The organism is Micromonospora inositola, assembly GCF_900090285.1.
Taxonomy (GTDB): domain Bacteria; phylum Actinomycetota; class Actinomycetes; order Mycobacteriales; family Micromonosporaceae; genus Micromonospora; species Micromonospora inositola.
On record NZ_LT607754.1, the window covers coordinates 198185 to 222213 of the forward strand.

Annotated in this window: 22 protein-coding genes; 11 read left to right on the forward strand and 11 right to left on the reverse strand. The window is 71.8% G+C overall.

From position 1 onward, the window contains the following. Positions 1 to 15: 15 nt before the first annotated feature. From GA0070613_RS31830 to GA0070613_RS00935, 3 genes are all read left to right on the forward strand, one after another. Positions 16 to 171: a hypothetical protein gene (locus GA0070613_RS31830; RefSeq protein ID WP_157746238.1), complete on the forward strand. Its 156-nt coding sequence runs from the start codon at positions 16 to 18 to the stop codon at positions 169 to 171. Positions 172 to 207: 36 nt separating this feature from the next. Next, positions 208 to 384, forward strand: coding sequence for a DNA-binding protein (locus tag GA0070613_RS00930; RefSeq protein WP_331716713.1), 177 nt, complete (start codon positions 208 to 210; stop codon positions 382 to 384). 141 nt (positions 385 to 525) lie between these two features. Then, positions 526 to 684 carry a hypothetical protein gene (locus GA0070613_RS00935; protein WP_197699031.1) on the forward strand — a complete coding sequence of 53 codons (159 nt, stop codon included), beginning with the start codon at positions 526 to 528 and terminating at the stop codon, positions 682 to 684. 105 nt (positions 685 to 789) lie between these two features. On the opposite strand, the gene GA0070613_RS00940 is transcribed toward GA0070613_RS00935, so the two are convergent. Next, positions 790 to 3672, reverse strand: coding sequence for a vitamin B12-dependent ribonucleotide reductase (locus GA0070613_RS00940; RefSeq protein ID WP_089010523.1), 2883 nt, complete (start codon positions 3670 to 3672; stop codon positions 790 to 792). A 64-nt stretch (positions 3673 to 3736) separates the two neighbouring features. Further along, positions 3737 to 4237: a transcriptional regulator NrdR gene (gene nrdR, locus GA0070613_RS00945; protein ID WP_089010524.1), complete on the reverse strand. Its 501-nt coding sequence runs from the start codon at positions 4235 to 4237 to the stop codon at positions 3737 to 3739. A 543-nt stretch (positions 4238 to 4780) separates the two neighbouring features. On the opposite strand from nrdR, the gene lexA reads away from it, so the two are divergent. After that, a complete protein-coding gene (gene lexA / locus GA0070613_RS00950) occupies positions 4781 to 5563 on the forward strand; it encodes a transcriptional repressor LexA (protein WP_089010525.1) in 783 nt (260 codons plus the stop codon). A gap of 45 nt (positions 5564 to 5608) precedes the next feature. Here lexA and GA0070613_RS00955 read toward each other — a convergent pair whose 3' ends face one another. Both GA0070613_RS00955 and hflX read right to left on the reverse strand, forming a co-directional pair. After that, on the reverse strand, positions 5609 to 7135 hold the full coding sequence (locus GA0070613_RS00955; RefSeq protein WP_089010526.1) for a hypothetical protein: 1527 nt from the start codon (positions 7133 to 7135) through the stop codon (positions 5609 to 5611). 50 nt (positions 7136 to 7185) lie between these two features. Beyond that, positions 7186 to 8649, reverse strand: coding sequence for a GTPase HflX (hflX, locus tag GA0070613_RS00960; protein ID WP_089010527.1), 1464 nt, complete (start codon positions 8647 to 8649; stop codon positions 7186 to 7188). 196 nt (positions 8650 to 8845) lie between these two features. Here hflX and GA0070613_RS00965 point away from each other — a divergent pair, with 196 nt between their 5' ends. After that, the gene (locus GA0070613_RS00965) at positions 8846 to 10318 is read left to right on the forward strand and encodes an NAD-dependent malic enzyme (RefSeq protein WP_089010528.1); all 1473 of its coding nucleotides are present in this window, start codon (positions 8846 to 8848) and stop codon (positions 10316 to 10318) included. 378 nt (positions 10319 to 10696) lie between these two features. Here GA0070613_RS00965 and dapF read toward each other — a convergent pair whose 3' ends face one another. From dapF to GA0070613_RS31835, 3 genes are read right to left on the reverse strand one after another with little or no spacing between them, the layout of a single operon-like run. Further along, positions 10697 to 11542: a diaminopimelate epimerase gene (gene dapF, locus GA0070613_RS00970; RefSeq protein WP_089010529.1), complete on the reverse strand. Its 846-nt coding sequence runs from the start codon at positions 11540 to 11542 to the stop codon at positions 10697 to 10699. A gap of 7 nt (positions 11543 to 11549) precedes the next feature. Further along, entirely contained in the window at positions 11550 to 12473 is a 924-nt protein-coding gene (miaA, locus tag GA0070613_RS00975; RefSeq protein ID WP_408631029.1) for a tRNA (adenosine(37)-N6)-dimethylallyltransferase MiaA, read from the reverse strand. Further along, the gene (locus GA0070613_RS31835; RefSeq protein WP_172875732.1) at positions 12458 to 13237 is read right to left on the reverse strand and encodes a class III extradiol dioxygenase subunit B-like domain-containing protein; all 780 of its coding nucleotides are present in this window, start codon (positions 13235 to 13237) and stop codon (positions 12458 to 12460) included. The genes miaA and GA0070613_RS31835 overlap by 16 nt, the downstream gene beginning before the upstream one ends. Positions 13238 to 13389: 152 nt before the next feature. Between GA0070613_RS31835 and GA0070613_RS00980 the strand changes: the two genes are divergently transcribed. Further along, positions 13390 to 14598, forward strand: a complete 1209-nt coding sequence (locus GA0070613_RS00980) for a DUF349 domain-containing protein (RefSeq protein WP_089010530.1) — start codon at positions 13390 to 13392, stop codon at positions 14596 to 14598. Positions 14599 to 14743: 145 nt separating this feature from the next. Here GA0070613_RS00980 and miaB read toward each other — a convergent pair whose 3' ends face one another. Further along, the gene (gene miaB / locus GA0070613_RS00985) at positions 14744 to 16243 is read right to left on the reverse strand and encodes a tRNA (N6-isopentenyl adenosine(37)-C2)-methylthiotransferase MiaB (protein ID WP_089015671.1); all 1500 of its coding nucleotides are present in this window, start codon (positions 16241 to 16243) and stop codon (positions 14744 to 14746) included. Positions 16244 to 16295: 52 nt separating this feature from the next. On the opposite strand from miaB, the gene GA0070613_RS00990 reads away from it, so the two are divergent. Further along, the gene (locus tag GA0070613_RS00990; RefSeq protein ID WP_089010531.1) at positions 16296 to 16523 is read left to right on the forward strand and encodes a DUF2277 family protein; all 228 of its coding nucleotides are present in this window, start codon (positions 16296 to 16298) and stop codon (positions 16521 to 16523) included. A gap of 48 nt (positions 16524 to 16571) precedes the next feature. On the opposite strand, the gene GA0070613_RS00995 is transcribed toward GA0070613_RS00990, so the two are convergent. Together GA0070613_RS00995 and selD are read right to left on the reverse strand one after the other, a co-directional pair. Further along, the gene (locus GA0070613_RS00995) at positions 16572 to 17051 is read right to left on the reverse strand and encodes a hypothetical protein (protein ID WP_089010532.1); all 480 of its coding nucleotides are present in this window, start codon (positions 17049 to 17051) and stop codon (positions 16572 to 16574) included. A gap of 203 nt (positions 17052 to 17254) precedes the next feature. Then, positions 17255 to 18244: a selenide, water dikinase SelD gene (gene selD, locus GA0070613_RS01000; protein WP_089010533.1), complete on the reverse strand. Its 990-nt coding sequence runs from the start codon at positions 18242 to 18244 to the stop codon at positions 17255 to 17257. Between the two features lie 197 nt (positions 18245 to 18441). Here selD and GA0070613_RS01005 point away from each other — a divergent pair, with 197 nt between their 5' ends. Genes GA0070613_RS01005 through GA0070613_RS01020 form a run of 4 tightly spaced genes read left to right on the forward strand, consistent with a single transcriptional unit; the run spans position 18442 to position 21844 of the window. Further along, positions 18442 to 19197 (forward strand): amino acid ABC transporter ATP-binding protein, encoded by a 756-nt coding sequence (locus tag GA0070613_RS01005; RefSeq protein ID WP_089010534.1) that lies wholly within the window; start codon positions 18442 to 18444, stop codon positions 19195 to 19197. 57 nt (positions 19198 to 19254) lie between these two features. Further along, positions 19255 to 20130 carry a glutamate ABC transporter substrate-binding protein gene (locus GA0070613_RS01010; protein ID WP_089010535.1) on the forward strand — a complete coding sequence of 292 codons (876 nt, stop codon included), beginning with the start codon at positions 19255 to 19257 and terminating at the stop codon, positions 20128 to 20130. 41 nt (positions 20131 to 20171) lie between these two features. Next, positions 20172 to 20879 carry an amino acid ABC transporter permease gene (locus GA0070613_RS01015; RefSeq protein WP_089010536.1) on the forward strand — a complete coding sequence of 236 codons (708 nt, stop codon included), beginning with the start codon at positions 20172 to 20174 and terminating at the stop codon, positions 20877 to 20879. After that, on the forward strand, positions 20876 to 21844 hold the full coding sequence (locus GA0070613_RS01020; protein WP_089010537.1) for an amino acid ABC transporter permease: 969 nt from the start codon (positions 20876 to 20878) through the stop codon (positions 21842 to 21844). Before GA0070613_RS01015 ends, GA0070613_RS01020 begins: the two co-directional genes overlap by 4 nt. Positions 21845 to 21934: 90 nt before the next feature. Here GA0070613_RS01020 and rny read toward each other — a convergent pair whose 3' ends face one another. Further along, on the reverse strand, positions 21935 to 23701 hold the full coding sequence (rny, locus tag GA0070613_RS01025) for a ribonuclease Y (protein WP_089010538.1): 1767 nt from the start codon (positions 23699 to 23701) through the stop codon (positions 21935 to 21937). Positions 23702 to 24029 lie beyond the last annotated feature (328 nt).

Genomic DNA, 24029 nt, shown 5'->3' on the forward strand with positions numbered 1-24029 from the left:
TTTCAGGAGTCGGACATGATCTTTGAGCCAGCTCACCGCAGTTGCCGTGACGAGCACCGGTGGCGGGCGGCCCGGCGGCGAATCCGGGAGACGCTCGCGCTGCGCCGGGCCGCTGCGGCGGCCGGGCAGCGGACCGTCGAACCGCCGGCCGACTCCAACCCGGCGGCGTGAGCCGTGAAGCGACCGCGCTTGTACGGACCCGGCGAGTTGGCCGCGCTGTTCGGCGTGTCGCGTCAGCGGGTACTGCAGATCACACGCAGGCCCGGCTTTCCCGAGCCCGTCGCCCGCCTCATCGGGATGACCGTCTGGGACGCCGACGAAGTGGACGAGTGGGCGAGGCACAACCGCCCGCCCCGACCGACGGACGGCGACGAGGACCGCTGACCCGGGTCGGCAGCAGAGTCGTCTGCGGCATCAAGTTCATAGCCTGTGAACCAACCGTGATGAGTGGCCTTAGCCTTGCACGCCAAGAGACCCGACTTCGTCATTTGGTCCTCGATCTGGAGCAGGCGGCCGGACGCTGTGGTGCGCTTCGACCTGCCGTCCGATGGCGGAGGCGGAACGGACTTGCGCTGGACTCCCCTGGTGGCGGCGCCACTGCCGGAGTCGTCATTGCTCGGGCATATGTCCAAGCGGCTCAATCAACTGATCAACGCGAACCTGCGGTACACGTTCGGTCAGTAGAAGCGCGACGCCGACTGGCAGCGTGACTTGTGGCGCCCCGCCCGCGCCACCGAAATGCCGCGAGCGCGGCAGGAAACCCTGCCGCGCTCGCGAGACGGTGAAACGTCAGCTGCAGCCGCTGGTGGAGCCGCAGCCCTCGCAGACGTAGCAGCTACCGGCCGGTCGCATCTTCGTACCGCAGGTGAAGCAGAGCGGCGCGTCGGCGGCCTTGCCGAGCACGGCCTCCAGCAGCTCGGTGCTGGAACCCACGGTCGGTGCCGGCTTGGCGGCGGCGACGTCCGCCACCTCCTGCGCCGGTTGGGCGACCGGGCCGGTCTTCGGCTCGGTCGGCGCCTCGACCGGGGCGGAGGCGGCCATCGCGGTGAGGTCCGCACCGCTCTCCGCCTCCGCCTCGGCCCGCAGCTGGGCGGCCCGCTCCTTGGCGGTGAAGATGCCCAGCTCCGCGCGGCGCTCGTACGGCAGGAAGTCCAGGGCCAGGCGACGGAAGATGTAGTCCATCACCGAGGCCGCCATCCGCACGTCCGGGTCGTCGGTCATGCCGGCCGGCTCGAAGCGCATGTTGGTGAACTTGCTGACGTACGTCTCCAGCGGGACGCCGTACTGGAGACCGATGGAGATGGCCACCGAGAAGGCGTCCATCACGCCGGCCAGGGTCGAGCCCTGCTTCGACATCTTGAGGAAGACCTCGCCGAGGCCGTCGTCCGGGTAGGACGAGGCGGTGAGGTAGCCCTCGGCGCCGCCGACCGAGAAGCTGACCGTCTGCGACGGGCGCTTCTTCGGCAGCCGCTTGCGCACCGGCCGGTACTCGACGACCTTCTCCACCACCGGCGCGGCGGCGCTCTCGGTGGTCGCCGGCTCGGCGGCCTTGTTCGGCTTCGCCACCGAGAGCGGCTGGCCGACCTTGCAGTTGTCGCGGTAGATCGCGAGGGCCTTGAGGCCGAGCTTCCAGCCCTCGAAGTAGATCTTCTCGACGTCCTCGACGGTCGCCTGCTCCGGCATGTTGACCGTCTTGGAGATGGCGCCGGAGATGAACGGCTGGACGGCCGCCATCATCCGCACGTGGCCCATCGGCGCGATGGAGCGCGCGCCCATGGCGCAGTCGAAGACCGGGTAGTGCTCCGGCTTGAGGCCGGGGGCGTCCACCACGTGGCCGTGGTCGGCGATGTGCTCGACGATCGCCTCGACCTGCTCCTCGGGGTAGCCGAGGCTGCGCAGGGCGCGCGGGACGGTCTGGTTGACGATCTGCATCGAGCCGCCGCCGACCAGCTTCTTGAACTTGACCAGCGCCAGGTCCGGCTCGACCCCGGTGGTGTCGCAGTCCATCATCAGGCCGATGGTGCCGGTCGGGGCGAGCACGCTGGCCTGCGAGTTGCGCCAGCCGAACTTGTCACCGACCTTGTTGCCGAGCGTCCACTGCTTGGTGGCCTCCCGCTGGATCGCGGTGGCCACGGTGCCGGCCGGCTTGATCTCGTCGTTGGCGGCGGCGTGCTTGCGCATGACCCGCTTGTGCGGCTCGGCGTTGCGGGCGTAGCCCTCGTACGGACCGACGATGCCGGCCAGCTCGGCCGAGCGGCGGTACGCCGTGCCGGTCATCAGCGAGGTGATCGCGGCGGCGACCGAGCGGCCCTGCTCCGAGTCGTACGGCAGGCCCGACGCCATCAGCAGCGCGCCCAGGTTGGCGTAGCCGATGCCGAGCTGCCGGTAGGCGCGGGTGGTCTCGCCGATCTTCTCGGTCGGGAAGTCGGCGAAGCAGATCGAGATGTCCATCGCGGTGATGACGAACTCGACGGACCTGACGAACTTCTCCACCTCGAAGCCGCCGTCGGCGCGGAGGAACTTCATCAGGTTGAGCGAGGCCAGGTTGCACGAGGAGTTGTCCAGGTGCAGGTACTCCGAGCACGGGTTCGACGCGGTGATCCGCCCGGTCTCCGGGCAGGTGTGCCAGTCGTTGATGGTGTCGTCGTACTGCAGGCCGGGGTCGGCGCACTCCCAGGCGGCCTGGGAGATGCTGCGGAACAGCTTCTTGGCGTCGACCGTCTCGATGGTCTGCCCGTCGAGCCGGCCGCGCAGGTCGAAGCCGCCGCCGTTCTCCACCGCGGTCATGAACTCGTCGGAGACCCGGACCGAGTTGTTGGCGTTCTGGTACTGCACGCTGACGATGTCCGCGCCGCCCAGGTCCATGTCGAAGCCGGCGTCCCGCAGCGCGCGGATCTTGTCCTCCTCGCGCGCCTTGGTGACCACGAACTCCTGGATGTCCGGGTGGTCCACGTCGAGGATGACCATCTTGGCCGCGCGCCGGGTGGCGCCGCCGGACTTGATGGTGCCGGCCGAGGCGTCCGCGCCGCGCATGAAGCTGACCGGGCCGGAGGCGTTGCCGCCGGAGGAGAGCAGCTCGCGGGAGGAACGGATCCGGGACAGGTTGACGCCGGAGCCGGAGCCGCCCTTGAAGATCAGCCCCTCCTCCTTGTACCAGTCGAGGATGGAGTCCATCGAGTCGTCGACGCTCAGGATGAAGCAGGCGCTGACCTGCTGCGGCGACGGCGTACCGACGTTGAACCAGACCGGCGAGTTGAAGCTGAACACCTGGTGCAGCAGCATCCAGGTCAGCTCGTGCGCGAAGATCTCCGCGTCCGCCGGGGTGGCGAAGTAGCCGTGCTCCTCACCGGCCTTGCGGTAGGTGGTGACCACCCGGTCGATCAGCTGCTTGAGCGACCACTCCCGCTCCGGGGTGCCCACCGCGCCCCGGAAGTACTTGGTGGTCACGATGTTGGCCGCGTTGACGCTCCAGGACTCGGGGAACTCCACCCCGCGCTGCTCGAAGTTGATCGAGCCGTCCCGCCAGTTCGTCATCACGACGTCGCGGCGCTCCCAGGCCACCTCGTCGTACGGGTGGACCCCCTCGGTCGTCCACACCCGCTCGACCTTGAGCCCCGCCGGCGCACCGGCCCGGGTCCGCGACTTGCTTGCTGTCACGCCGTCCCCCGCCATCTCATCCGCCCCCTCGTCTGCGCGGTCACCCACCGCGCGTCGTCACTGTCAGAAATCCGAAAACTCAACTGGTACGGCCGGCGGCCTCGACCGCGTCGGCCCCTGCGCCCTCCCGGGCGCGGGCGGCGGCCCGCAGCGTCTCGATCTCGTGCTCGAAGTCGGCGAGCGAGTCGAAGGACCGGTAGACGCTGGCGAAGCGCAGGTAGGCCACCTCGTCCAGGTCGCGCAGCGGCCCCAGGATGGCCAGCCCGACCTCGTGGCTCGGGATCTCGGCGGCCCCCTTGGCCCGGACGGTCTCCTCGACCTTCTGCGCCAGCAGCGCGATCGAGTCGTCGTCGACCGGCCGGCCCTGGCACGCCTTGCGCACCCCGCCGATGATCTTCGTACGGCTGAACGGCTCGGTCACCCCGCTGCGCTTGACCACCGCGAGCACCGCCTCCTCGACGGTGGTGAACCGCTTGCCGCACTCCGGGCAGGACCGCCGCCGCCGGATGAGCTGGCCGTCGTCGGCCTCCCGCGAGTCGACGACCCGGGAGTCGGCGTACCGGCAGTACGGACACCGCATCGCCTGACCTCCTTCATCGAACCGCGGGCGCACCGACGCGTTCCCGGGCACGCGGCACCGCGGAGAGGCCATCCTGGGATGGCCGCCCCGGGTCGGCGGTACGGGAGTGCGGTCGGTAGTCGAACCCAACCTATAGGCAACTTACGCCCATGTGACTACTACATCTAGGGGTCGACCGTATGTCGTCGCCCAGGCGAGGTCAAGTTGGCCGGCGTGTCCGGCGCGTCATCAGAATCACTCACCCGTCCCACCTCCCCCGGGGGTCGCCGAAAGCCCAACGGGCGACTCCCGCCACGGTCACGCTCAACCGTTTCGTCGAACATCCGTTCGAAGCCGACGTATCATTTATCAGAACAGGCGTTCGGAAATCCAGCTTTCGGCCCGACACGCCGACAAGAGGTCGTACAGATGTTTGAAAATGGCCGATCTCACCTATACGGTCAACAACGACCGGGCGCGGCGTGTCGCCTCCGGCCGATCGGCAACCATCCGCGCGCACCACGAGCCGCCAAGGCACCCAGCGCCGACCAGGGAGGGACGGACGTGACCGAGGACCGGGCCAACCGGCAGAAGAACCCGCAGCCGATCAACGGGGCGGGTCCGCCGGCGACCCGACGGCCCCGCGCCGCGCGCAGCCGGACGGGCCAGCCCGCCGTGCGCCCGGTCACCCCGGTGGTCAGCAGCTTCCCCGACCCCGCCACGATCGACCTCACCGCCCGGCAGCGCCGGATCCTGGAGTTCATCCGCACCTGGGTGGAGCGCCACGGCTACCCGCCGAGCGTGCGCGAGATCGGCGAGGCGGTCGGCCTGGTCTCCCCGTCGAGCGTCGCCTACCAGCTCAAGGAGCTGGAGAAGAAGGGCTTCCTGCGCCGCGACCCCAACCGCCCCCGGGCGGTCGACGTCCGCGCCCCCAGCGACGCCGACGACGAGCTGGCCCGCGCGCAGCGCCCCACCCCGGCGTACGTGCCGATGCTGGGCCGGATCGCCGCCGGTGGCCCGATCCTCGCCGAGCAGGCGGTGGAGGACATCTTCCCGCTCCCCCGCGAGCTGGTGGGTGAGGGCGAGGTCTTCATGCTCCAGGTCAAGGGCGACTCGATGCTCGACGCGGCGATCTGCGACGGCGACTGGGTGGTGGTCCGTCAGCAGCCGACCGCCGAGGCCGGCGACATCGTGGCCGCCATGCTCGACGGCGAGGCGACCGTGAAGACCTACCGGCGCCGCGACGGGCACGTCTGGCTGATGCCGCAGAACCCGGCGTTCGACCCCATCCCCGGCGACGACGCCACCATCATGGGCCGCGTCGTCGCGGTGCTGCGTCGAATCTGACACCCGCCCGGGTGACCGCCGCGCCGCGGTCACCCGGTGCCGTGGTCAGTAGCGGTCGCCCCGGTAGTCGCGACCGCCGGGCACCTGCCCGTACTGACCCCGTCCGTCGTCGTAGCCGTTGCGCCGGCCCCCACGCGGATCCCCGTAGTCCGGGTCACGCCGGGGCGGCTCGGCGCGGCCACCGCCGTACCCGCCACCGCCCTGCGGCGCACCGCCGCCGTAGACCCCACCGCCCTGCGGGCGACCACCACCGCCGCCGTACACGCCGCCGTGCGGACGGCCGCTCTCAGGGGGACGACCGCCGCCGTACACCCCGCCCGAGGCGGGCCGGCCCGGCGCGTCGTTCACCGGCCCGCCGCCGTAGCCGCCCCCGGCCGGGCCGCCGTACACGCCACCGGGGGGCCCGCCGGGCGGCGGCCCGCCCCGGTCGGGTCCGTCCGTCCGGTCGGTGGCCGGTGCGGGCCGGCGCCGGGACCGGAGGATGCCGAAGATGCCCGCGCCGACCAGCAGGGCGCCGAGCGCGCCTACCGCCGCGATCAGGTACGTGATCTCGTCCAGGCTCAGCCCCTCGACCCAGGACTTCTTGGCGGCCGGCTTCGCCACCTCACCGGCGGCCGGCAGCGCCTCGGCCCCCTTGCTCGACGGGACGTAGCTGAGGATGTCGATCGGGTCGTCGGGAGCCAGCTGACCGCCGTCGGAGACGGTGACGAAGGACTTGCCGTCCGGGGTGTAGGAGATCGCCTCGCCGAACGGGTCGGTCAGCGGGGTGACCCGGGGCTTGACCGTGGTCAGCGCGCCGACGATGTCGCCACCGGCCACGTCGTACTCGAAGGCGTCCGCGTACGTCCGCAGCACCACCTTCGTGCCGTCCGGCGAGCGGGCCGCGCCGGTGACCAGGAGCCGGCCGGGCGCGCCCAGTTTGTTGTCGGTGGTGGTCTTGGGGAGCGTGACCTCGCCGACCTTCTGCATCGGCACCGGCTCGGTGTCGCCGGTCTTCAGCGCGGCCGCCGGCCTGAACAGCTCCGACTTGCCGGAGAGCTCCTTGGTGATGATCAGCGGCTTGCCGTCGTCGCCGATGAGCAGCGCCTCGGCGTCGTGCGGCTGCTTCTGCGGGTACGCGAGCCGGTGCAGCACCGGCTGCTTCGACCCGCCGACCGGCATGGTCCAGACCGCGACCCGCTCCCGGCGCTGCTTACTGGTGATGTTGTCCCCGGTGTCGGCGATCCACAGGGTCCTGCGGTCCGGCGAGAGGGCCAGGTCCTCGGTGTCGAGCGGCCCGTCACCCGAGTACTGGACCGGCTCCTTCGAGATCTCGCACTTGGTGTCGAGGTAGAAGACCCGCTTGCGGCTCGGGATGTCGGTACCGTCGTTGATCACGACGTAGCCGGTGCTGGTCGCGACCAGGCCGGACAGCTCCCGCAGGCGCTTGTCCTCGACGGTGCACTTCTTCTTGCCGGGAGCCACGGCCTGCACGGGGGCCGTGGCGGGACTCGCCAGGGCGACCCCGGCAGGCGCCACGGTCGCGCCCAGCAGGCCGAGCGCAACCGTGACCGAGGAGAGAACGTGCCGCATGGAGCCCAGTGTCGCACGTCCGCTTAACCGGGCGGGCGACGCCGGAGGCCTCACCGGCCGGCGCCCACCCGCTCCTCCTCGATGAGCCGCTCACCGGCCCGGAACGGCGCCAGCTCGGCGGCGAGCGCCTGACCGACCCGGACGTGCAGCAACGTCCCCTCCGGGAGGTGGGCGGTGCTCAGCACCTCGCCCTGCCGGTGAACCCGGGCCACCAGGTCACCCCGGTCGTAGGGAAGCACCGCGTGCACCTCCACCGCCGGACGGGGCAGCCGCTCCTCGATCGCCTCGCGCAGCCCGTCCACTCCGCGCCCGCTGTGTGCGGAGACGAAGACCGCGTCCGGCCAGAGCCGCTTGAGCCGCAGCAGCGTCTCCTCGTCGGCGGCGTCCGTCTTGTTGACCACCAGCAGCTCGGGCAGCCGGTCGGCGCCCACCTCGGCGAGCACCTCGCGGACCGCTCGGACCTGCTCCTCCGGGTCCGGGTGGGTGCCGTCCACCACGTGCACCACCAGGTCGGACTCGGCGACCTCCTCCAGGGTCGAGCGGAACGCCTCGACGATCTGGTGGGGCAGGTGCCGGACGAAGCCGACCGTGTCGGAGAGGGTGTAGAGCCGCCCGTCGGAGGTGGTGGCCTTGCGGGTGGTCGGGTCCAGGGTGGCGAAGAGCGCGTTCTCGACCAGCACGCCCGCCCCGGTCAGCCGGTTGAGCAGGCTGGACTTGCCGGCGTTGGTGTAGCCGGCGATGGCCACCGCGGGCACCGCGTTGCGGGACCGGCGGGCACGCTTGGTCAGGCGTACCGTCTTCATGCCCTTGATCTCGCGGCGCAGCCGCGCGATGCGGTGCCGGATCCGGCGCCGGTCGGTCTCGAGCTTGGTCTCACCGGGACCGCGCAGGCCCACGCCGCCGCCGGCGCCGCCGCCGCGGCCGGAACCACCGGTCTGCCGGGAGAGCGTCTCACCCCAACCGCGCAGCCGCGGGAGCAGGTATTCGAGCTGGGCCAGCTCGACCTGCGCCTTACCTTCCTTGCTCTTGGCGTGCTGGGCGAAGATGTCGAGGATCAGCGCGGTGCGGTCGACCACCTTGACCTTGGTGCGCTGCTCCAGGTTGCGCAGCTGGGACGGGGAGAGCTCACCGTCGCAGATCACCGTGTCGGCGCCGGTGGAGAGCACCATCGCGCCAAGGTCGTCGACCTTGCCCCGGCCGACGTAGGTCGCCGGGTCGGGACGGTTGCGCCGCTGGATCAGCCCCTCGAGCACCTGCGAACCGGCCGTCTCGGCCAGCGCCGCCAGCTCGGTGAGGCTGTTCTCCGCGTCGTCCTGCGTGCCCTCGGTCCAGACGCCCACCAGGACGACCCGCTCCAGCCGCAGCTGGCGGTACTCGACCTCGGTGATGTCGGTGAGCTCGGTCGAGAGGCCGGGGACCCGCCGCAACGCCTGCCGCTCGGACAGCTCGAACTCACCGGTGGTGGTGTCGAGCTCGTCGTCTTCGAAGGGAACGTAGGTCTCCTGGTCTCGCAAACTGATCTCCTGTCCGTTCTGTCTGCTACCGAGTGGTTTCGCGTGTGTACCGATCATCCTGACATGTGTCAACGCGCGACGCACCTGCTATATGCCCGTGGCGCATGTCCCTGAAAGCGGGGGCGGATGCCGGGCGACCTGGGTGGGCGGGTAGAAATGCGGAGCGAGCCGCTCAGTGTTGACGGAGGGATTTTCCGTGGCCATCACCCGACTTCCGAGTGCGGGATTCTCGATCACGATCCGGATCGCGGTGACGGCGGACGCCTCCTCGATCGGCCGGCTGACCACCGCGGTGGGCGAGGCCGGCGCGATCGTCACCGCGCTCGACGTGGTCGATTCCGACCCGACCAGCGTGATCGTCGACCTCACCTGCGACACCGCCGACGCCAGCCACGCCGACCAGGTGGTCGACGCCCTGACCGCGCTCGACGGCGTGGACGTCCGCAAGGTCTCCGACCGGACGTTCCTGCTGCACCTCGGCGGCAAGATCGAGGTCAACTCCAAGGTCGCGCTGCGCACCCGCGACGACCTGTCCCGCGCGTACACCCCGGGCGTGGCCCGGGTCTGCATGGCGATCGCCGAGAACCCGGCCGACGCCCGCCGGCTGACCATCAAGCGAAACACGGTCGCCGTGGTCAGTGACGGCTCGGCCGTGCTCGGCCTGGGCAACCTCGGGCCGGCCGCGTCGCTGCCGGTGATGGAGGGCAAGGCGGCGCTGTTCAAGCGCTTCGGCGGGGTGGACGCCTGGCCGGTGGTGCTGGACACCCAGGACACCGACGAGATCGTGGCGATCGTCAAGGCGATCGCACCCGCGTACGGCGGGATCAACCTGGAGGACATCGCCGCGCCGCGCTGCTTCGAGATCGAGGCCCGGCTGCGCGAACTGCTGGACATCCCGGTCTTCCACGACGACCAGCACGGCACCGCGATCTGCGTGCTGGCCGCGCTGACCAACGCGCTGCGCGTCGTGGGCAAGCAGCTCGCGGACGTCCGGGTCGTGGTCTCCGGGGCCGGCGCGGCGGGCACCGCAATCATCAAGCTGCTGCTGCGTCAGGGCGTGGGCGACATCATCGCGTACGACCGGCAGGGCGCCCTGCACCGCGGCCTGCCGGACCTCAACCCGGCCTGGCAGTGGCTGGCGGAGAACACCAACAAGGAGAGCTACTCCGGCGACCTGCCGGGCGCGATCCGGGGCGCGGACGTGTTCATCGGGGTCAGCGCGCCGAACCTGCTCACCGGCGACGACATCGCCACCATGGCCAAGGACGCGATCGTCTTCGCGCTGGCCAACCCGGACCCGGAGGTCGACCCACGGGAGGCGCGCAAGCACGCCGCCGTGGTCGCCACCGGCCGCTCCGACCAGCCGAACCAGATCAACAATGTGCTCGCCTTCCCGGGCGTCTTCCGCGGCATGCTGGACGCGCACGCCGAGGAGTTCACCGAGGAGATGGCGATCGCGGCGGCCCGGGCCATCGCGGACGTGGTCGGCGAGGACAAGATCAACCCGACGGTGATCGTGCCGAGCGTCTTCGACTCGCGGGTGGCCCCGGCGGTCGCCGCCGCGGTCCGCGCCGCCGCCCAGAACCCGGCCGCCACCCCGCCCCCGGCCGCCGACCCGGGCCCGACCGACCTTCCCGAAATCGCCGCCGAGGCCAGCGCCACACCCTGACCCGCCCTTTCGCGTGCGTTTGTTGTCGCCAGAGCGGCAACAGACGGACCGAACCCCTCCCCCCGTCTCCGCCTGCGCCGCCGGGCGACTCAGGGGTGGACGACCGACCGCGGGTGGTCAGCCCGCGTCGTTTGCTCTGCTGCAGCGACGGCAACACCTGGCGTCCGGTATCCGGACAACGGGTGTTGCGCGGGCTGAAGCAGAGCAAAGGACGTTGAGCACATCCCCGGGCGCGGACGGGGAGGCGAGCCGTGTCTCCGGCCGATGGGACGGCGCGGACCGATGGGACGGCGGGCAGGACGCGGAGCACCTGAGGCGTCGGCGCCCGGCCCAGAAGGACACGGGCACCGGTCCCCTGGGGCGGGCGGGGCGGGTGGGTCAGGCGAGCAGGGCGTCCGGGGTGAGCTCGCCGGTGGCGACCAGGACCGCCGGGCCCGACAGCCAGCAGGAGTCGTCGGTCACCGTCACCGTGAGGCGTCCGCCGGACACGTCGACCGTGACCGTGCCGGTGTCCCGGTCGGCGTCGCGCAGCGCCACCGCAGCCACCGCGCAGGCACCGGTGCCGCAGGAGAGCGTCTCGGCGGAGCCCCGCTCGTAGACCCGCATCAGCACGTGCCCGTCGGTGTCGTCCACCGGGTCCCCCGGGACGGTGAACTCGACGTTCACCCCGGCCGGGAAGACCGCGGGGTCGACGTCCGGCGCGCGGGTCAGGTCGAGGCCCGCCAGGTCCAGCCCCGCCGGCAGGGCGCAGACCAGGTGCGGGTTGCCGACGTCCACCGCGGTGCCGGGCAGGGTCAGTCCACCCAGGGTGGCGGTCGCCGTGTCGTACAGCCGGGGGCGGCGCATCTCGACGGCGATGGACTCGCCCTCGACCCGCGCGCGTACGACGCCCGCCCGGGTGGCCACCGGCAGCGCCGCGCCGGACGGCGTGGCCAGGCCGATCTCCAGCAGGTACCGGACGAAGACCCGGGCGCCGTTGCCGCACATCTCGGCGAACGAGCCGTCGGAGTTCCAGTAGTCCATGAACCACTCGGCGTCGCCCGCCAGAGCGGCGCCCTCGGGGTGCTTGGCCGCCCGGACCACCCGCAGCACGCCGTCCCCGCCGATCCCCCGCCGCCGGTCGCAGATCGCCGCGACCAGCCCCGGGGTGAGGTCCAGCGCCCCGTCCGGGTCGGGCAGGATCACGAAGTCGTTGCCGGTGCCGTGGCCCTTGGTGAACTCCACGCCCCCATCATCCCCGATGGTCGGCGACCACCCGCAGCGCAGTCTCGACAAACGCCGGTGAGGCCGAGTCCAGCCAGTGGATGCGCGGGTCGCGCCGGAACCAGGACCGCTGCCGCCGGACGAACCGGCGGGTGGCCCGGACGGTCTCGTCGTGCGCCTCGACCTCGGTCAGTTCCCCGGCGAGGAACCGCAGCACCTGCTGGTAGCCGAGCGCCCGGCTGGCCGTACGCCCCTCGGGCAGGCCGTGCCCGACCAGCGTCCGGGTCTCAGCGACCAGGCCGTCGGCCCACATCCGGTCCACCCGCAGCGCGATCCGCTCGTCCAGCAGGGCGGTGTCCAGGTCGACGCCGAGCTGCACGGAGGGGTAGTACGGCGTCGGCTCGGGCAGCGAGGCGGTGAACGGCGCGCCGGTCAGCTCGATCACCTCGAGGGCGCGGACGATCCGCCGGCCGTTGCCGGGCAGGATGCCGGCCGCCGCGGCCGGGTCTGTCTCGGTCAGCCGGGCGTGCAGCGGGGCCGGGCCGACCGCCGCCAGCTCCGCCTCCAGCCGGGCCCGCACGGCCGGGTCGGTGCCGGGGAACTCGAACTGCTCCAGCACCGCCCGCACGTACAACCCCGAACCGCCGACCAGCAGCGGCAACTTCCCCCGGGCCAGGATGTCGTCGACCGCCGCGCGGGCCAGCCGCTGGTACTCGGCGACGCTGGCCGGCTCGGTCACGTCCCAGATGTCCAGCAGGTGGTGCGGCACGCCCTCCCGCTCTGCGGGGGTCAGCTTCGCGGTGCCGATGTCCATGCCCCGGTAGAGCTGCATCGAGTCGGCGTTGACCACCTCGCCGTCGAGCGCGTGCGCCAGCGCGATGCTCAGCGCCGACTTGCCGGCCGCGGTCGGCCCGACCACGGCCACGACCGTGCCCCTCACGCCGGCACCCAGTTCGCCACGAAGTAGGAGACGCCGTAGGGCGCCGCGGCGTAGCTCAGCTCGCCGCGCCAGTCGCCGCCCGCCGCCCGCGCCGCGCCGGCCAGCACCTGCCAGGGCGCCCGCCCGGCGACCTTCAGCTCCGCCGACAGTGCCGGGTCCAGGCCGAGCAGGGCGTCGGTGTCCGCGTCGGCCAGGGCCCGGGCCACCCCCTCGTCGTACGCCTCGGCGCGCGGGTCGTCGTAGCCGGGCGCCTGCCGGCCCCGGCACGCCGACCCGTCCCCCATCACCAGCAGCGCCCACGGCTGGTTCCCCCCGATCCCGGCGCCGACGGTGACGCACTCCTCGACCGAGCCGTCCCGCGCCACGGTCGCCATCCGCCAGCCCATCGGGCCCGTCTCCGGCCGCACCCGGTTCAGCAGCCAGGTCCCGACGAGCAGGCCCAGCGGGAGGCCGTCCGTGTTGACGCAACCGTCGGGCAGCCTGCCGAGCTGGACCTCCAGCGGCAGGCCCCACGGGGCGAAGCTGCCCCGGTACGGGTAGGGCAGGTCGGCGGTACCGTCCCCGGCGCCGACCACCACGATGCTCCGCGCGCCGGCGGCGTACAGGTGGGCGACGGCGGCGTCGCAGGCGGCGCGGAGGTCGTCCAGCTCGGGCGCGGCGGTGCCGGCCAGCTCGGGCACGATCAGTGGCGGGTGGGGGCAGACGGCGGCGGCGACCAGAGGCACGCCCTCACCGTAGCGGGATCCACCGGTGCGTCCCCGCGCCGATCCGGTCATTCGAGCGGTAGGACACCGTATGGTCACGGTCGACGACAGGCGCTCGACGCGGACGGGGTCGGACCTGTGACAATGCCCGGAGTAACTTTGCTGCGCCGTGGCGGCGATCGCGGGGGCTGTCCCGTCGACGCCGGGAGAACGAGGATGGGCACATGAGCGACTGGACTGCCTTCGGACGGGTGGACGCGGACGGCACCGTGTACGTCAAGACCGCCGAGGGCGAGCGGGTGGTCGGATCCTGGCAGGCGGGGGCCCCGGAGGAGGGGCTGGCCCACTTCGCCCGGCGCTTCGCCGACCTGGTGACCGAGGTGGACCTGACCGAGGCCCGGCTCAACTCCGGCGCCGCGGACGCCGGCGGGTCGCTGACCACGATCCGGCGGATCCGCGCCTCACTGCCCGAGGCGCACGTCGTGGGTGACATCGACGCGTTGGCCGCCCGGCTCGACAAGCTCGCCGAGGTGGCTGAGGCGAAGGCCGGCGAGGCGAAGGCCGCCCGGGACGCCGCCCGGGGCGAGGCCCTCGCCCGGAAGACCGCCCTGGTGGAGGAGGCCGAGAAGCTGGCCGCCGAGTCGACCGGCTGGAAGACCGCCGGGGACCGGCTCAAGGAGATCCTCGACGAGTGGAAGACGATCCGCGGCGTCGACAAGAGGACCGACGGTGAGCTGTGGAAGCGGTTCGCCGCCGCCCGGGACGGCTTCACCCGCCGGCGGGGCGCCCACTTCGCCTCCCTCGACCAGCAGCGCAAGCAGGCGCAGACGGTCAAGGAGGAACTGGTCGCCGAGGCCGAGAAGCTGAAGGAATCCACCGACTGGGCGATCACCGCCAACCAGCTCAAGGACCTGATGACCCAGTGGAAGGCCGCGCCGCGGGCGTCCAAGGAGGCCGAGCAGAAGCTCTGGGAACGGTTCCGGGCGGCGCAGGACGATTTCTTCACCCGGCGCAGCGAGGTCTTCTCGGCGCGGGACAACGAGCAGCGGGCCAACCTGGAGCGCAAGCAGGCCCTGCTCGCCGAGGCCGAGGCCCTCGACGTCGATGGCGACCCGAAGGGCGCCCAGGCGAAGCTGCGGGAGATCCAGGCGCAGTGGCACGAGGCCGGCCGGGTGCCGCGGGAGGCCGCCGCCGGGCTGGAGCGCCGGCTCCGCGCGGTCGACGACAAGGTCCGCGAGATCATGGACTCGGCGTGGCGGCGGACCACCAAGGAGGACAACCCGCTGCTCGCGCAGATGCGGGCGCAGGTCGCCGAGGCCGAGGAGCGGCTGTCCCGCGCCCAGGCCGCCGGTGACGCCCGCCGGATCAAGGAGGCCGAGCAGGCGCTGGCCTCGAAGCGGCAGTTCCTCCAGCTCGCCGAGCAGGCCGGCTGAGCTGACGCACGTCCGGAAGCCCTCGGTCCCGCCACGGACCGGGGGCTTCCGCGCGTCCGGACCGAACCCCTGCCGACGTCGCCGGCGGGGGTGTCGCACGCCCTGCCGGGGCCGCCGCGGGGCGGTCCCGGCCGTCGGCGGTCGGTCAGTGCGCGGCGCAGCCGGTGGTCGGCGCGGGCGCCGCGGCCGCCGCGCCGATCGTGGGCAGCCCGAGCAGCACCCCGGGGGTACGCGGGGAGCGGCCGGCCTCGGCGGCGTCGCCGGCCCGGGTACGCCGGTGCGACAGCGGCTCGCCGTCGGCGTTGAGGTGGTGCGGGGCGGCGTACGTGACGGTGGTGTGCACGATGTCGCCCGGCCGGATCCGCCCGGCCAGTGTGCCGGCGTCGAAGTGCACCAGGCGGCCGTCGCGGGCGCGGCCGGACATCCGGCCGGTGCGCTCGTCCTTGCGCCCCTCGCCGACGGCGACCAGCACCTCGACGGTCTCCCCCACCAGGCGCTTGTTCTCCGCCCAGGTGATCTCCTCCACCGTGGCGATCAGCCGCTCGTAGCGCTCCTGCACGACCTGCTTGGGGAGCTGGCCGTCCATCGTCGCGGCCGGGGTGCCGGGGCGCTTGGAGTACTGGAAGGTGAACGCCGACGAGAACCGGGCTTCCCGGACCACGTCGAGGGTCCGCTCGAAGTCCGCGTCGGTCTCGCCGGGGAAGCCGACGATGATGTCGGTGGTGATCGCCGCGTCGGGCATCGCCGCCCGGACCTTCTCGATGATCCCCAGGTACTTCTCCGACCGGTACGACCGGCGCATCGCGCGCAGCACCTCGTCGGAGCCGGACTGCAGCGGCATGTGCAGCGAGTGGCAGACGTTCGGCGTCTCGGCCATCGCGGCGATCACGTCGTCGGTGAAGTCCTTCGGGTGCGGGCTGGTGAACCGGACCCGCTCCAGCCCGTCGATGTCGCCGCATGCGCGCAGCAGCTTGCCGAACGCGTACCGGTCGCCGAACTCGACGCCGTAGGAGTTGACGTTCTGCCCGAGCAGGGTCACCTCCAGCACGCCCTCGTCGACCAGGGCGCGCACCTCGGAGAGGATGTCGCCGGGGCGGCGGTCCTTCTCCTTGCCGCGCAGGGAGGGCACGATGCAGAACGTGCAGGTGTTGTTGCAGCCCACCGAGATCGACACCCAGCCGGCGTACGTCGACTCGCGCCGGGTGGGCAGCGTGGAGGGGAAGACGTCGAGGGATTCGAGGATCTCCACCTCGGCGGCGGCGTTGTGCCGGGCCCGCTCCAGCAGCACCGGCAGCGAGCCGATGTTGTGCGTGCCGAAGACCACGTCCACCCAGGGCGCCCTGCGGACGATCTCGCCGCGGTCCTTCTGGGCCAGGCAGCCGCCGACGGCGATCTGCATCCCGGGATGCTTGTCCTTCACGGGGCGCAGATGACCCAGGTTGCCGTAGAGCCGGTTGTCGGCGTTCTCCCGGACGGCGCAGGTGTTGAACACCACCACGTCCGGGTTGTCGTCGGCCTCGGCGGCACGCACGTAACCGGCCTGTTCGAGCAGGCCGGAGATGCGCTCGGAGTCGTGCACATTCATCTGGCAGCCGTACGTTCGCACCTGGTAGGTGCGCGGGCTGCCCGCGGCTGCGGTAGTCATGACGTGCACAGCGTATCCGGGCCGAGCTGGTCGGACCGAACGAGGAGGAGCCGTGTGCCGGAGCATCAAGACCCTGCGTGAGCCGTACGTCCCGGTGGTCACCGAGGAGGACGTCCGCGCGGCGGCGTTGCAGTACGTCCGGAAGATCTCGGGCTTCCGGACGCCCGCCGCCCACAACGCGGCCGCCTTCGACGCCGCGGTGGACGCCGTGGCCGCCGCCACGGCGACCCTGCTCGACCAGCTGGTGGTGCGCGGCCAGCAGCCGACGGCCCGCGCCTGACGCCGCTTGACGCGCTCCCCGGCCGGCCCGCGCCGGCCGCGCCCGGGCTCAGGCCGCGGCTAACGCCGGGGCGACGGAGTCGGGGGCCCACCGGGAGCGGTGGCACTGCGACCAGCCCCGGCAGCCCGGGTCGGCCACGGTGCAGAGCCGCTGGTCGCTGAGCACCTCGCCGTCGTCCGTCTCGGTGACGGTGAAGTGCACCGGGCGGATGGTGCCGTCCGGGGCGACCAGCAGGTGCCGGCCGGCGTCCAGGGTGTCGTCACGCATCAGGCAGTTGCGGTCCAGCAGCCGGGCCAGCGCCGCGATGCTGGGCAGCTCGGGCAGCCGCTCGGGCACCCCGTAGCAGTCGACCATCGTGCCGAACTCCCCCGGCGTCTCCCACACATCGCAGATCACCGCGTACGTGGGCAGCCGGGCCGGGTCGGCGACGGCGAGGGGCATCACCACCCGGCCGAGCGCCTCGGCCAGCGCGGGGTACACCTCCACGGGTGCCGCCCCGTCGATTCTCCAGTTCCACAGCTCGGTCATGCCGCCTCCTCGCTGTGCTCGATCCCACCGGCCTCCGGATCGGGCCTTACTGACGATGGTGGGGTGCATATGACCTCAGCCGGGGGCAAGTTACCGGTCTGTGACCATTCCGGGCAAAAATTCCTCGGGCGCTGTTGCTCCGAGTAGCGGGAAGATGACAGCTTATCGGGTATCGTGCCGCTGCCCGGCAGGCGACATGGCGGTCAGCGGATCCGGATCAGGTGCTCGCCCCCGGGCAGCAGCTCGCCGATCACCGTGCCGCCCGGCACCTCGCCGGCGACCAGCAGACCGCCGGAGGTCTGCGCGTCGGCCAGCAGCAGCCGCTCGGACTCGTCGGCGGCGCCGAAGTCGGTCCACGGGGTCACCCAGTCCAGGTTGCGGCGGGTGCCGCCGCTGACGTACCCGTCCCGCAGCGCCTCCCGGGCCCCGGGCAGGTACGGCACCCGGGCGGCGTCGATGGCGACCGTCAGCCGGCTGGCCCGGGCCACCTTGGCGGCGTGCCCGAGCAGGCCGAAGCCGGTGACGTCGGTGCCGCAGCGGATGCCGGCGGCGACCGCCGCCCGGGCGGCGTCCCGGTTCAGCGCGCTCATCGAGGCGACCGCCTCGGGGAACCGCTCCCCCGTCTGCTTGTGCCGGCTGTTCAGCACCCCGACGCCGAGCGGCTTGGTCAGCGAGAGCGGCAGGCCGGCCCGACCGGCGTCCAGGGTGATCAGCTCCTCGGGCCGGACCACGCCGGTGACCGCGAGGCCGTACTTCGGGCCGTCGTCGTCGACGCTGTGTCCGCCCGCCAGGTGGCACCCCGCATCCCGGGCCACGTCCTGGCCGCCGCGCAGCACCTCCCGGGCCAGTTCCACCGGCAGCTTCTCCCGCGGCCAGCAGAGCAGGTTGAGCGCCACCAGCGGGGTGCCGCCCATCGCGTACACGTCGGAGAGCGCGTTGGCGGCGGCGATCCGGCCCCAGTCGTACGCGTCGTCGACGACCGGCGTGAAGAAGTCGGCGGTGCTGACCAGGCCCGTCCGCTCGTCCAGCCGGACCACCGCGGCGTCGTCGCCGTGGTCCAGACCGACCAGCAGCTCGGCGGTGCCGCTGGCCGGTCCCAGCCCGGCGACCATCGCCTCCAGCTCGCCGGGCGGGATCTTGCAGGCGCAGCCGCCGCCGCGGGCGTAATCGGTCAACCGGATCGCATCGGTCATCCCCACATGATCTCCGCGAAACCCGGCCGGCGCCACTCACGCGGCCCGACGCGTGCCGGAATTCGGACTCCCGGACACGGCGGGGACCGGTGTTACCGCTCCGTGACCATCTGAGTTGCGTCCCGCCACATGACCCCGCCTACAGTTGCCGCACCGGGGGTCTACCGACCCCGCTTCCGGGACGACCGACAGGGACGGTGGACTACGTGACGACGGGCGAACCGCTCATCGTGCTGGACCAGGTCAACAAGTACTTCGGCCCGCTGCACGTGCTGGACGACGTGTCACTCTCCGTCGGCAAGGGCGAGGTGGTCGTGGTGATCGGCCCCTCGGGCTCCGGCAAGTCGACGCTCTGCCGGACGATCAACCGACTCGAGCCGATCAACTCCGGCGCCATCACCTTCGACGGCACGCCGCTGCCCGCCGAGGGCAAGGCGCTGGCGAAGCTGCGCAGCGAGGTCGGCATGGTCTTCCAGTCGTTCAACCTCTTCGCGCACAAGACGATCCTGGAGAACGTCACCCTCGGCCCGGTGAAGGTCCGCAAGGAGAAGCCGGCCGCCGCCCGCGAGCGCGGCCTGGCCCTGCTGGACCGGGTCGGCATCGCCAACCAGGCCGAGAAGTACCCGGCCCAGCTCTCCGGCGGCCAGCAGCAGCGGGCGGCGATCGCCCGCGCGCTGGCCATGCAGCCCAAGGCGATGCTCTTCGACGAGCCGACCAGCGCGCTGGACCCGGAGATGGTCGGCGAGGTGCTGGACGTGATGACCTCGCTGGCCCGCGACGGCATGACGATGGTCGTGGTCACCCACGAGATGGGCTTCGCCCGGCACGCGGCCAACCGGGTCATCTTCATGGCCGACGGCCAGCTCGTCGAGGACGCCCCGCCGGCGGAGTTCTTCGCGAACCCCCGCAGCGAGCGGGCCAGGGACTTCCTGTCCAAGATCCTCACCCACTAGGCGTCCGTTGTGGAGCGCGCCGTCCCCCGGCGGGCTCCATCGAAAAAGGAGATGAGTATGCGTATGAAGCGCGTAGCGGCGCTCGCGGCGGCCGCCACCCTGGCGCTCGGGATGGCCGCCTGCGGCGGCGACTCCGAGAAGGGCACCGGCGCGGGCAGCAAGTCCTTCGCCGCCGGCAGCACCATGGAGAAGCTCAACAAGGCCCAGAAGATCAAGATCGGCACCAAGTTCGACCAGCCGGGCTTCGGCCAGAAGGGCCTGTCGGGCAAGCCGGAGGGCTTCGACGTCGAGATCGCGAAGATCATCGTCAAGGAGCTCGGCATCCCCGAGGACAAGATCGAGTTCGTGGAGACGCCGTCGAAGGTCCGTGAGGACAAGATCGTCGACGGCAGCGTCGACCTGGTCGCCGCGACCTACACGATCAACGACAAGCGCAAGGAGCGCATCGCCTTCGCGGGCCCGTACTACGAGGCCGGCCAGAACATCCTGGTCAAGAAGGACGACACCACCATCACCGGCCCGGACTCGTTCAAGGACGGCACCAAGAAGGTCTGCTCGGTCACCGGCTCGACCCCGGCCGAGAACATCAAGAAGTACGTCAAGGACGTCGCCACCCAGTTGGTGCTCTTCGACACCTACGACAAGTGCCGCGACGCCGTCAAGGGCGGTCAGGTCGACGCCGTCACCACGGACAACGTGATCCTGCTCGGCTACATCGCCAAGGACGAGGCGTCGTTCAAGCTGGCCGGCGACAACTTCACCAAGGAGCCGTACGGCATCGGGGTGAAGAAGGATGACACCGCCTTCCGCACCTTCATCAACGACACGCTGGAGAAGGCGATCGCCGACGGCCGCTGGAAGAAGGCCTGGGACGACACCGCCGGCAAGTTCGGCGCGGAGCTGGGCAGCGCCCCGACCATCAACCGCTACTGATCTGATCCTTCGATCTGGAGGGTGGGGAGGAACACCGACCCGTGAACGTGCTCATCGACAAGTTCGACGTCTTTGCGGGTGGTTTCTGGCTCACCCTCCAGATCTGCGTACTCGCCGCGATCGGCGCCCTGATCCTGGGCGCCGTCGTGGCGGTGCTCCGGATCTCCCCGGTGCCGCCGCTGCGCGCCGTCGGCACCGGCTACGTGAACGTCTTCCGCAACATGCCGCTGACCGTGGTGATGTTCTTCGCCGCGTTCGGCCTGCCGGCGCTCGGCTCCAACGCCGACTTCCTGCGCATCCCCGGCGTGGACGCGCTCTTCACCCGGCTCGGCACCGACCTGCCGTACTTCCGCTTCGCGCTGATCGCCCTGGTGCTCTACACCGCGGCGTTCGTCTGCGAGGCGCTGCGCTCCGGCGTGAACGCGGTGCCGGCCGGGCAGGCCGAGGCCGCGCGCTCCATCGGTCTCACCTTCGGCCAGAACCTGCGCTACGTGGTCCTGCCGCAGTCCTGGAAGGCCTCGGTGGTGCCGCTCGGCTCGGTCATCATCGCGATGATCAAGAACTCGGCGCTGGCCGGCTTCTTCGGGGTCGTCGGCGATCTGTCGGCCACGGCCGACCAGCTCACCGGAGCCGAGGGCTACGCCTTCATCCCGGTCGCCATCGGCATCTCGATCGGCTACCTGATCATGACCGTGCCGCTCGGCGCCCTGCTGGACCGGATCGAGAAGCGACAGGCGGTGGCCCGATGAGTCAGCAGACCAGCGTCCTCTACGACGTCCCCGGCCCCCGCCAGCGGCGGATCACCCTGATCAGCAGCCTGGTTGCCGGGGTGGTCCTGCTCCTCGGGGTGTACTTCCTGATCTACCAGCCGCTGGACGACAAGGGCCAGTTCTCGATGGAGTTGTGGGGGCCGCTGGTCGACCCCTCCAACGAGAACTTCTCCCTGGTGTGGGACCGGATCGGCCTCGGCTTCAAGAACACGCTCACCGCCGCCGCGCTGGCCATCGTCGCCTCGCTGGTGGTCGGCACCCTGCTGGCCGTGCTGCGGATCCAGCTCAAGAGCCTCGCCCGGCGGCGGTTCACCGGGCTGGCCACGCCGCTGGCGTACCTGCTGCGCGGGCTGAGCCTGCTGCTGTCGGCGGTCACCCGGGTCTGCGTCGAGGTGTTCCGGGGCCTGCCGGTCGTCATCACCATCTTCTTCGTGGCCCGCGGGTTCCCCGAGTTCGGCATCTCGTTCGACACGCTCTGGTACCTGACGATCGGCCTGACCATCTACAACTCGGTGGTCATCGCGGAGATCCTCCGCTCCGGCATGGAAGGGCTGCCGGGGGGCCAGGCGGAGGCCGCCCGCGCCATCGGTCTCTCGCCGCTGCAGACCACCCGCATGATCCTGCTGCCGCAATCCTTCCGGATCATGCTGCCGGCGCTGATCAGCCAGCTGGTCGTGGTGCTCAAGGACACCTCGCTGGGCTTCATCATCAGCTACGAGGAGACCCTCAACATCGGCAAGCAGATCATCGGCGTGCTGGGCAACCCGATCCAGGTCTACGTCGTGATCGCGGTGCTGTTCATCGCGGTGAACTACTCGCTGTCGAAGCTGGCCCAGTACATCCAGCGCCGGCTCTCCCGGGGCCGCAAGACCGCCGGCACCCCGGCGCAGAACCCGCCCCCGGCGGCGCTCACGGCACAGGCCGAGGGCGCGGGCAGCAACTGACCCACGGATACGAAACGAGGGCCGGCCCGGGCATCCGGGCCGGCCCTCGTCGTGTCGGCCGCCTGCGGCGGCGCTGGGCCGACGTCGGCGTCAGCGGGCGATCTCGGTGACCCGGGACTCGCGGACCACAGTCACCCGGATCTGACCGGGGTAGGTCAGCTCCTCCTCGATCTGCTTGGCCACGTCCCGGGCCAGCACCGCCGCGCCGATGTCGTCGACGTCCTCCGGCTTCACCATCACCCTGACCTCCCGGCCCGCCTGCATCGCGAAGACCTTTTCCACGCCGATCTTCCCGGCCGCGATCTCCTCGATCCGCTCCAGCCGCTTGACGTACGCCTCCAGGCTTTCCCGGCGGGCGCCCGGCCGCCCGCCGGAGCAGGCGTCGGAGGCCTGGGTGAGCACGGCCTCGATGGTCTGCGGCGGCACCTCGTTGTGGTGCGCCTCGATGGCGTGCACCACGTCCTCGCTCTCGCCGTACTTGCGGGCCAGGTCGGCGCCGATGATGGCGTGGCTCCCCTCCACCTCGTGGGTGAGCGCCTTGCCGATGTCGTGCAGGAAAGCGCAGCGCTTGATGGTCGGCACGTCCAGCCGCAGCTCGGCCGCCATGATCCCGGCGATGTGCGCGGTCTCCACCAGGTGCTTGAGCACGTTCTGCCCGTACGACGTCCGGTAGCGCAGCCGGCCGAGCAGGGTGACCAGCTCCGGGTGGATCTCGGTGATGCCGACCTCGACCAGCGCATCCTCGGCGGCCCGGTGGCACAGCTCCTCGACCTCGTGGCGGGCCAGGTCGTAGATCTCCTCAATCCGGTGCGGGTGGATTCGCCCGTCGAGGACCAGCTTCTCCAGCGTGAGCCGGCCGACCTCCCGGCGTACCGGGTCGAAGCAGGAGAGCAGCACCGCCTCGGGGGTGTCGTCGATGATCAGGTTGACCCCGGTGATCGACTCGAAGGCGCGGATGTTGCGCCCCTCCCGACCGATGATCCGCCCCTTCATCTCGTCGCCCGGCAGGTGCAGGACGCTGACCACGCTCTCCGCGGTCTGCTCGCTGGCCACCCGCTGGATGGCGTCGACCACGATGTGCCGGGCCCGCTGCTCGGCGGTGTTGCGGGCATCGGACTCGATGTCCCGGACCAGCAGCGCGGCCTCCCGCTTGGCCTGGCCCTCGATCGCCTCGACCAGCTCGACCCGGGCGGCGTCGGCGGTGAGCCCGGCCACCCGCTCCAGTTCCCGCCGGCGCTGCTCCTCCGCCTCGGCCACCGCCCGCTCCCGCTCCGCCAGCGCGTTCTCCCGGGCGGCGAGGGCGGCGCTGGCGGCGGTGAGCTGCCGCTCCCGCTCGGCGAGCCGCTCCACCTCCTCGGTGTGCAGCCGCTCCCGCTCGTCCATCCTGGCCGCCCGGCGTTCCACCTCGGCGGCCTGCTCCCGGGTGGTCGCGGCGAGCACGGCCACCTCCCGCTCGCCGCTGCGCCGGGCGGCCGTGCGGAGCTGCTCGGCGTCCGCCTCGGCCTGCTTGTGCGCCCGTTCCAGGACGGTGTCGGCCTCCGCACGGGCGTCGTCGAGCACTCGGCCGGCCTCGGCCCGGGCCGCCTTCGCCTCGGCCTTCGCGGCGGCCGCCTCGGCACGGGCCGCGGCGGCAGCCGACTTCGCCACGTCGATGGTGCTGTTCGCCTCGTCGGCGGCGGAACGCAGGGCGGCGAGCGACTGCTCCTGGCGGTCCTTCTCGGCGATGAAGGCCGGATCCTCGGGGGCCGGCGCGACGCCGATCCGGCGCAGCGCCCGGACGCCCACCAGGACGGCCCCGACCACCACGACGGCCAGGATCAGCACGACCGCGAGGATGACGACGTCGAAGCCGCTCATGCCGTCGCCCCGCAACGTGGGACCGTCTCCCGGCAACCTCCGGCCGTCTCCCGACCTCCGGCCGTCTCCCGACCGCCGGTGGCGTGGTCGGCGCCCGACCGGCCCGCGATGCGTGGAAGACCGCCGGTGAACCTGTGCCGCCCCGCCATGGCCGCCTCCCCTGAACGTCGACTCCGCAGGAGACGTGCCGGGGGCACGCACCTGCGGCTCTGGACGCCCGACCGGAGCGGCTGGCAGTGGGTAGCTCTCCGTCGGCGGTGCCCTCGAAAGGACATCGCCGACGGCCGGTTGCAGTTGTCGGCCGGCTCCGGACCGGCTGTCCGGAGCT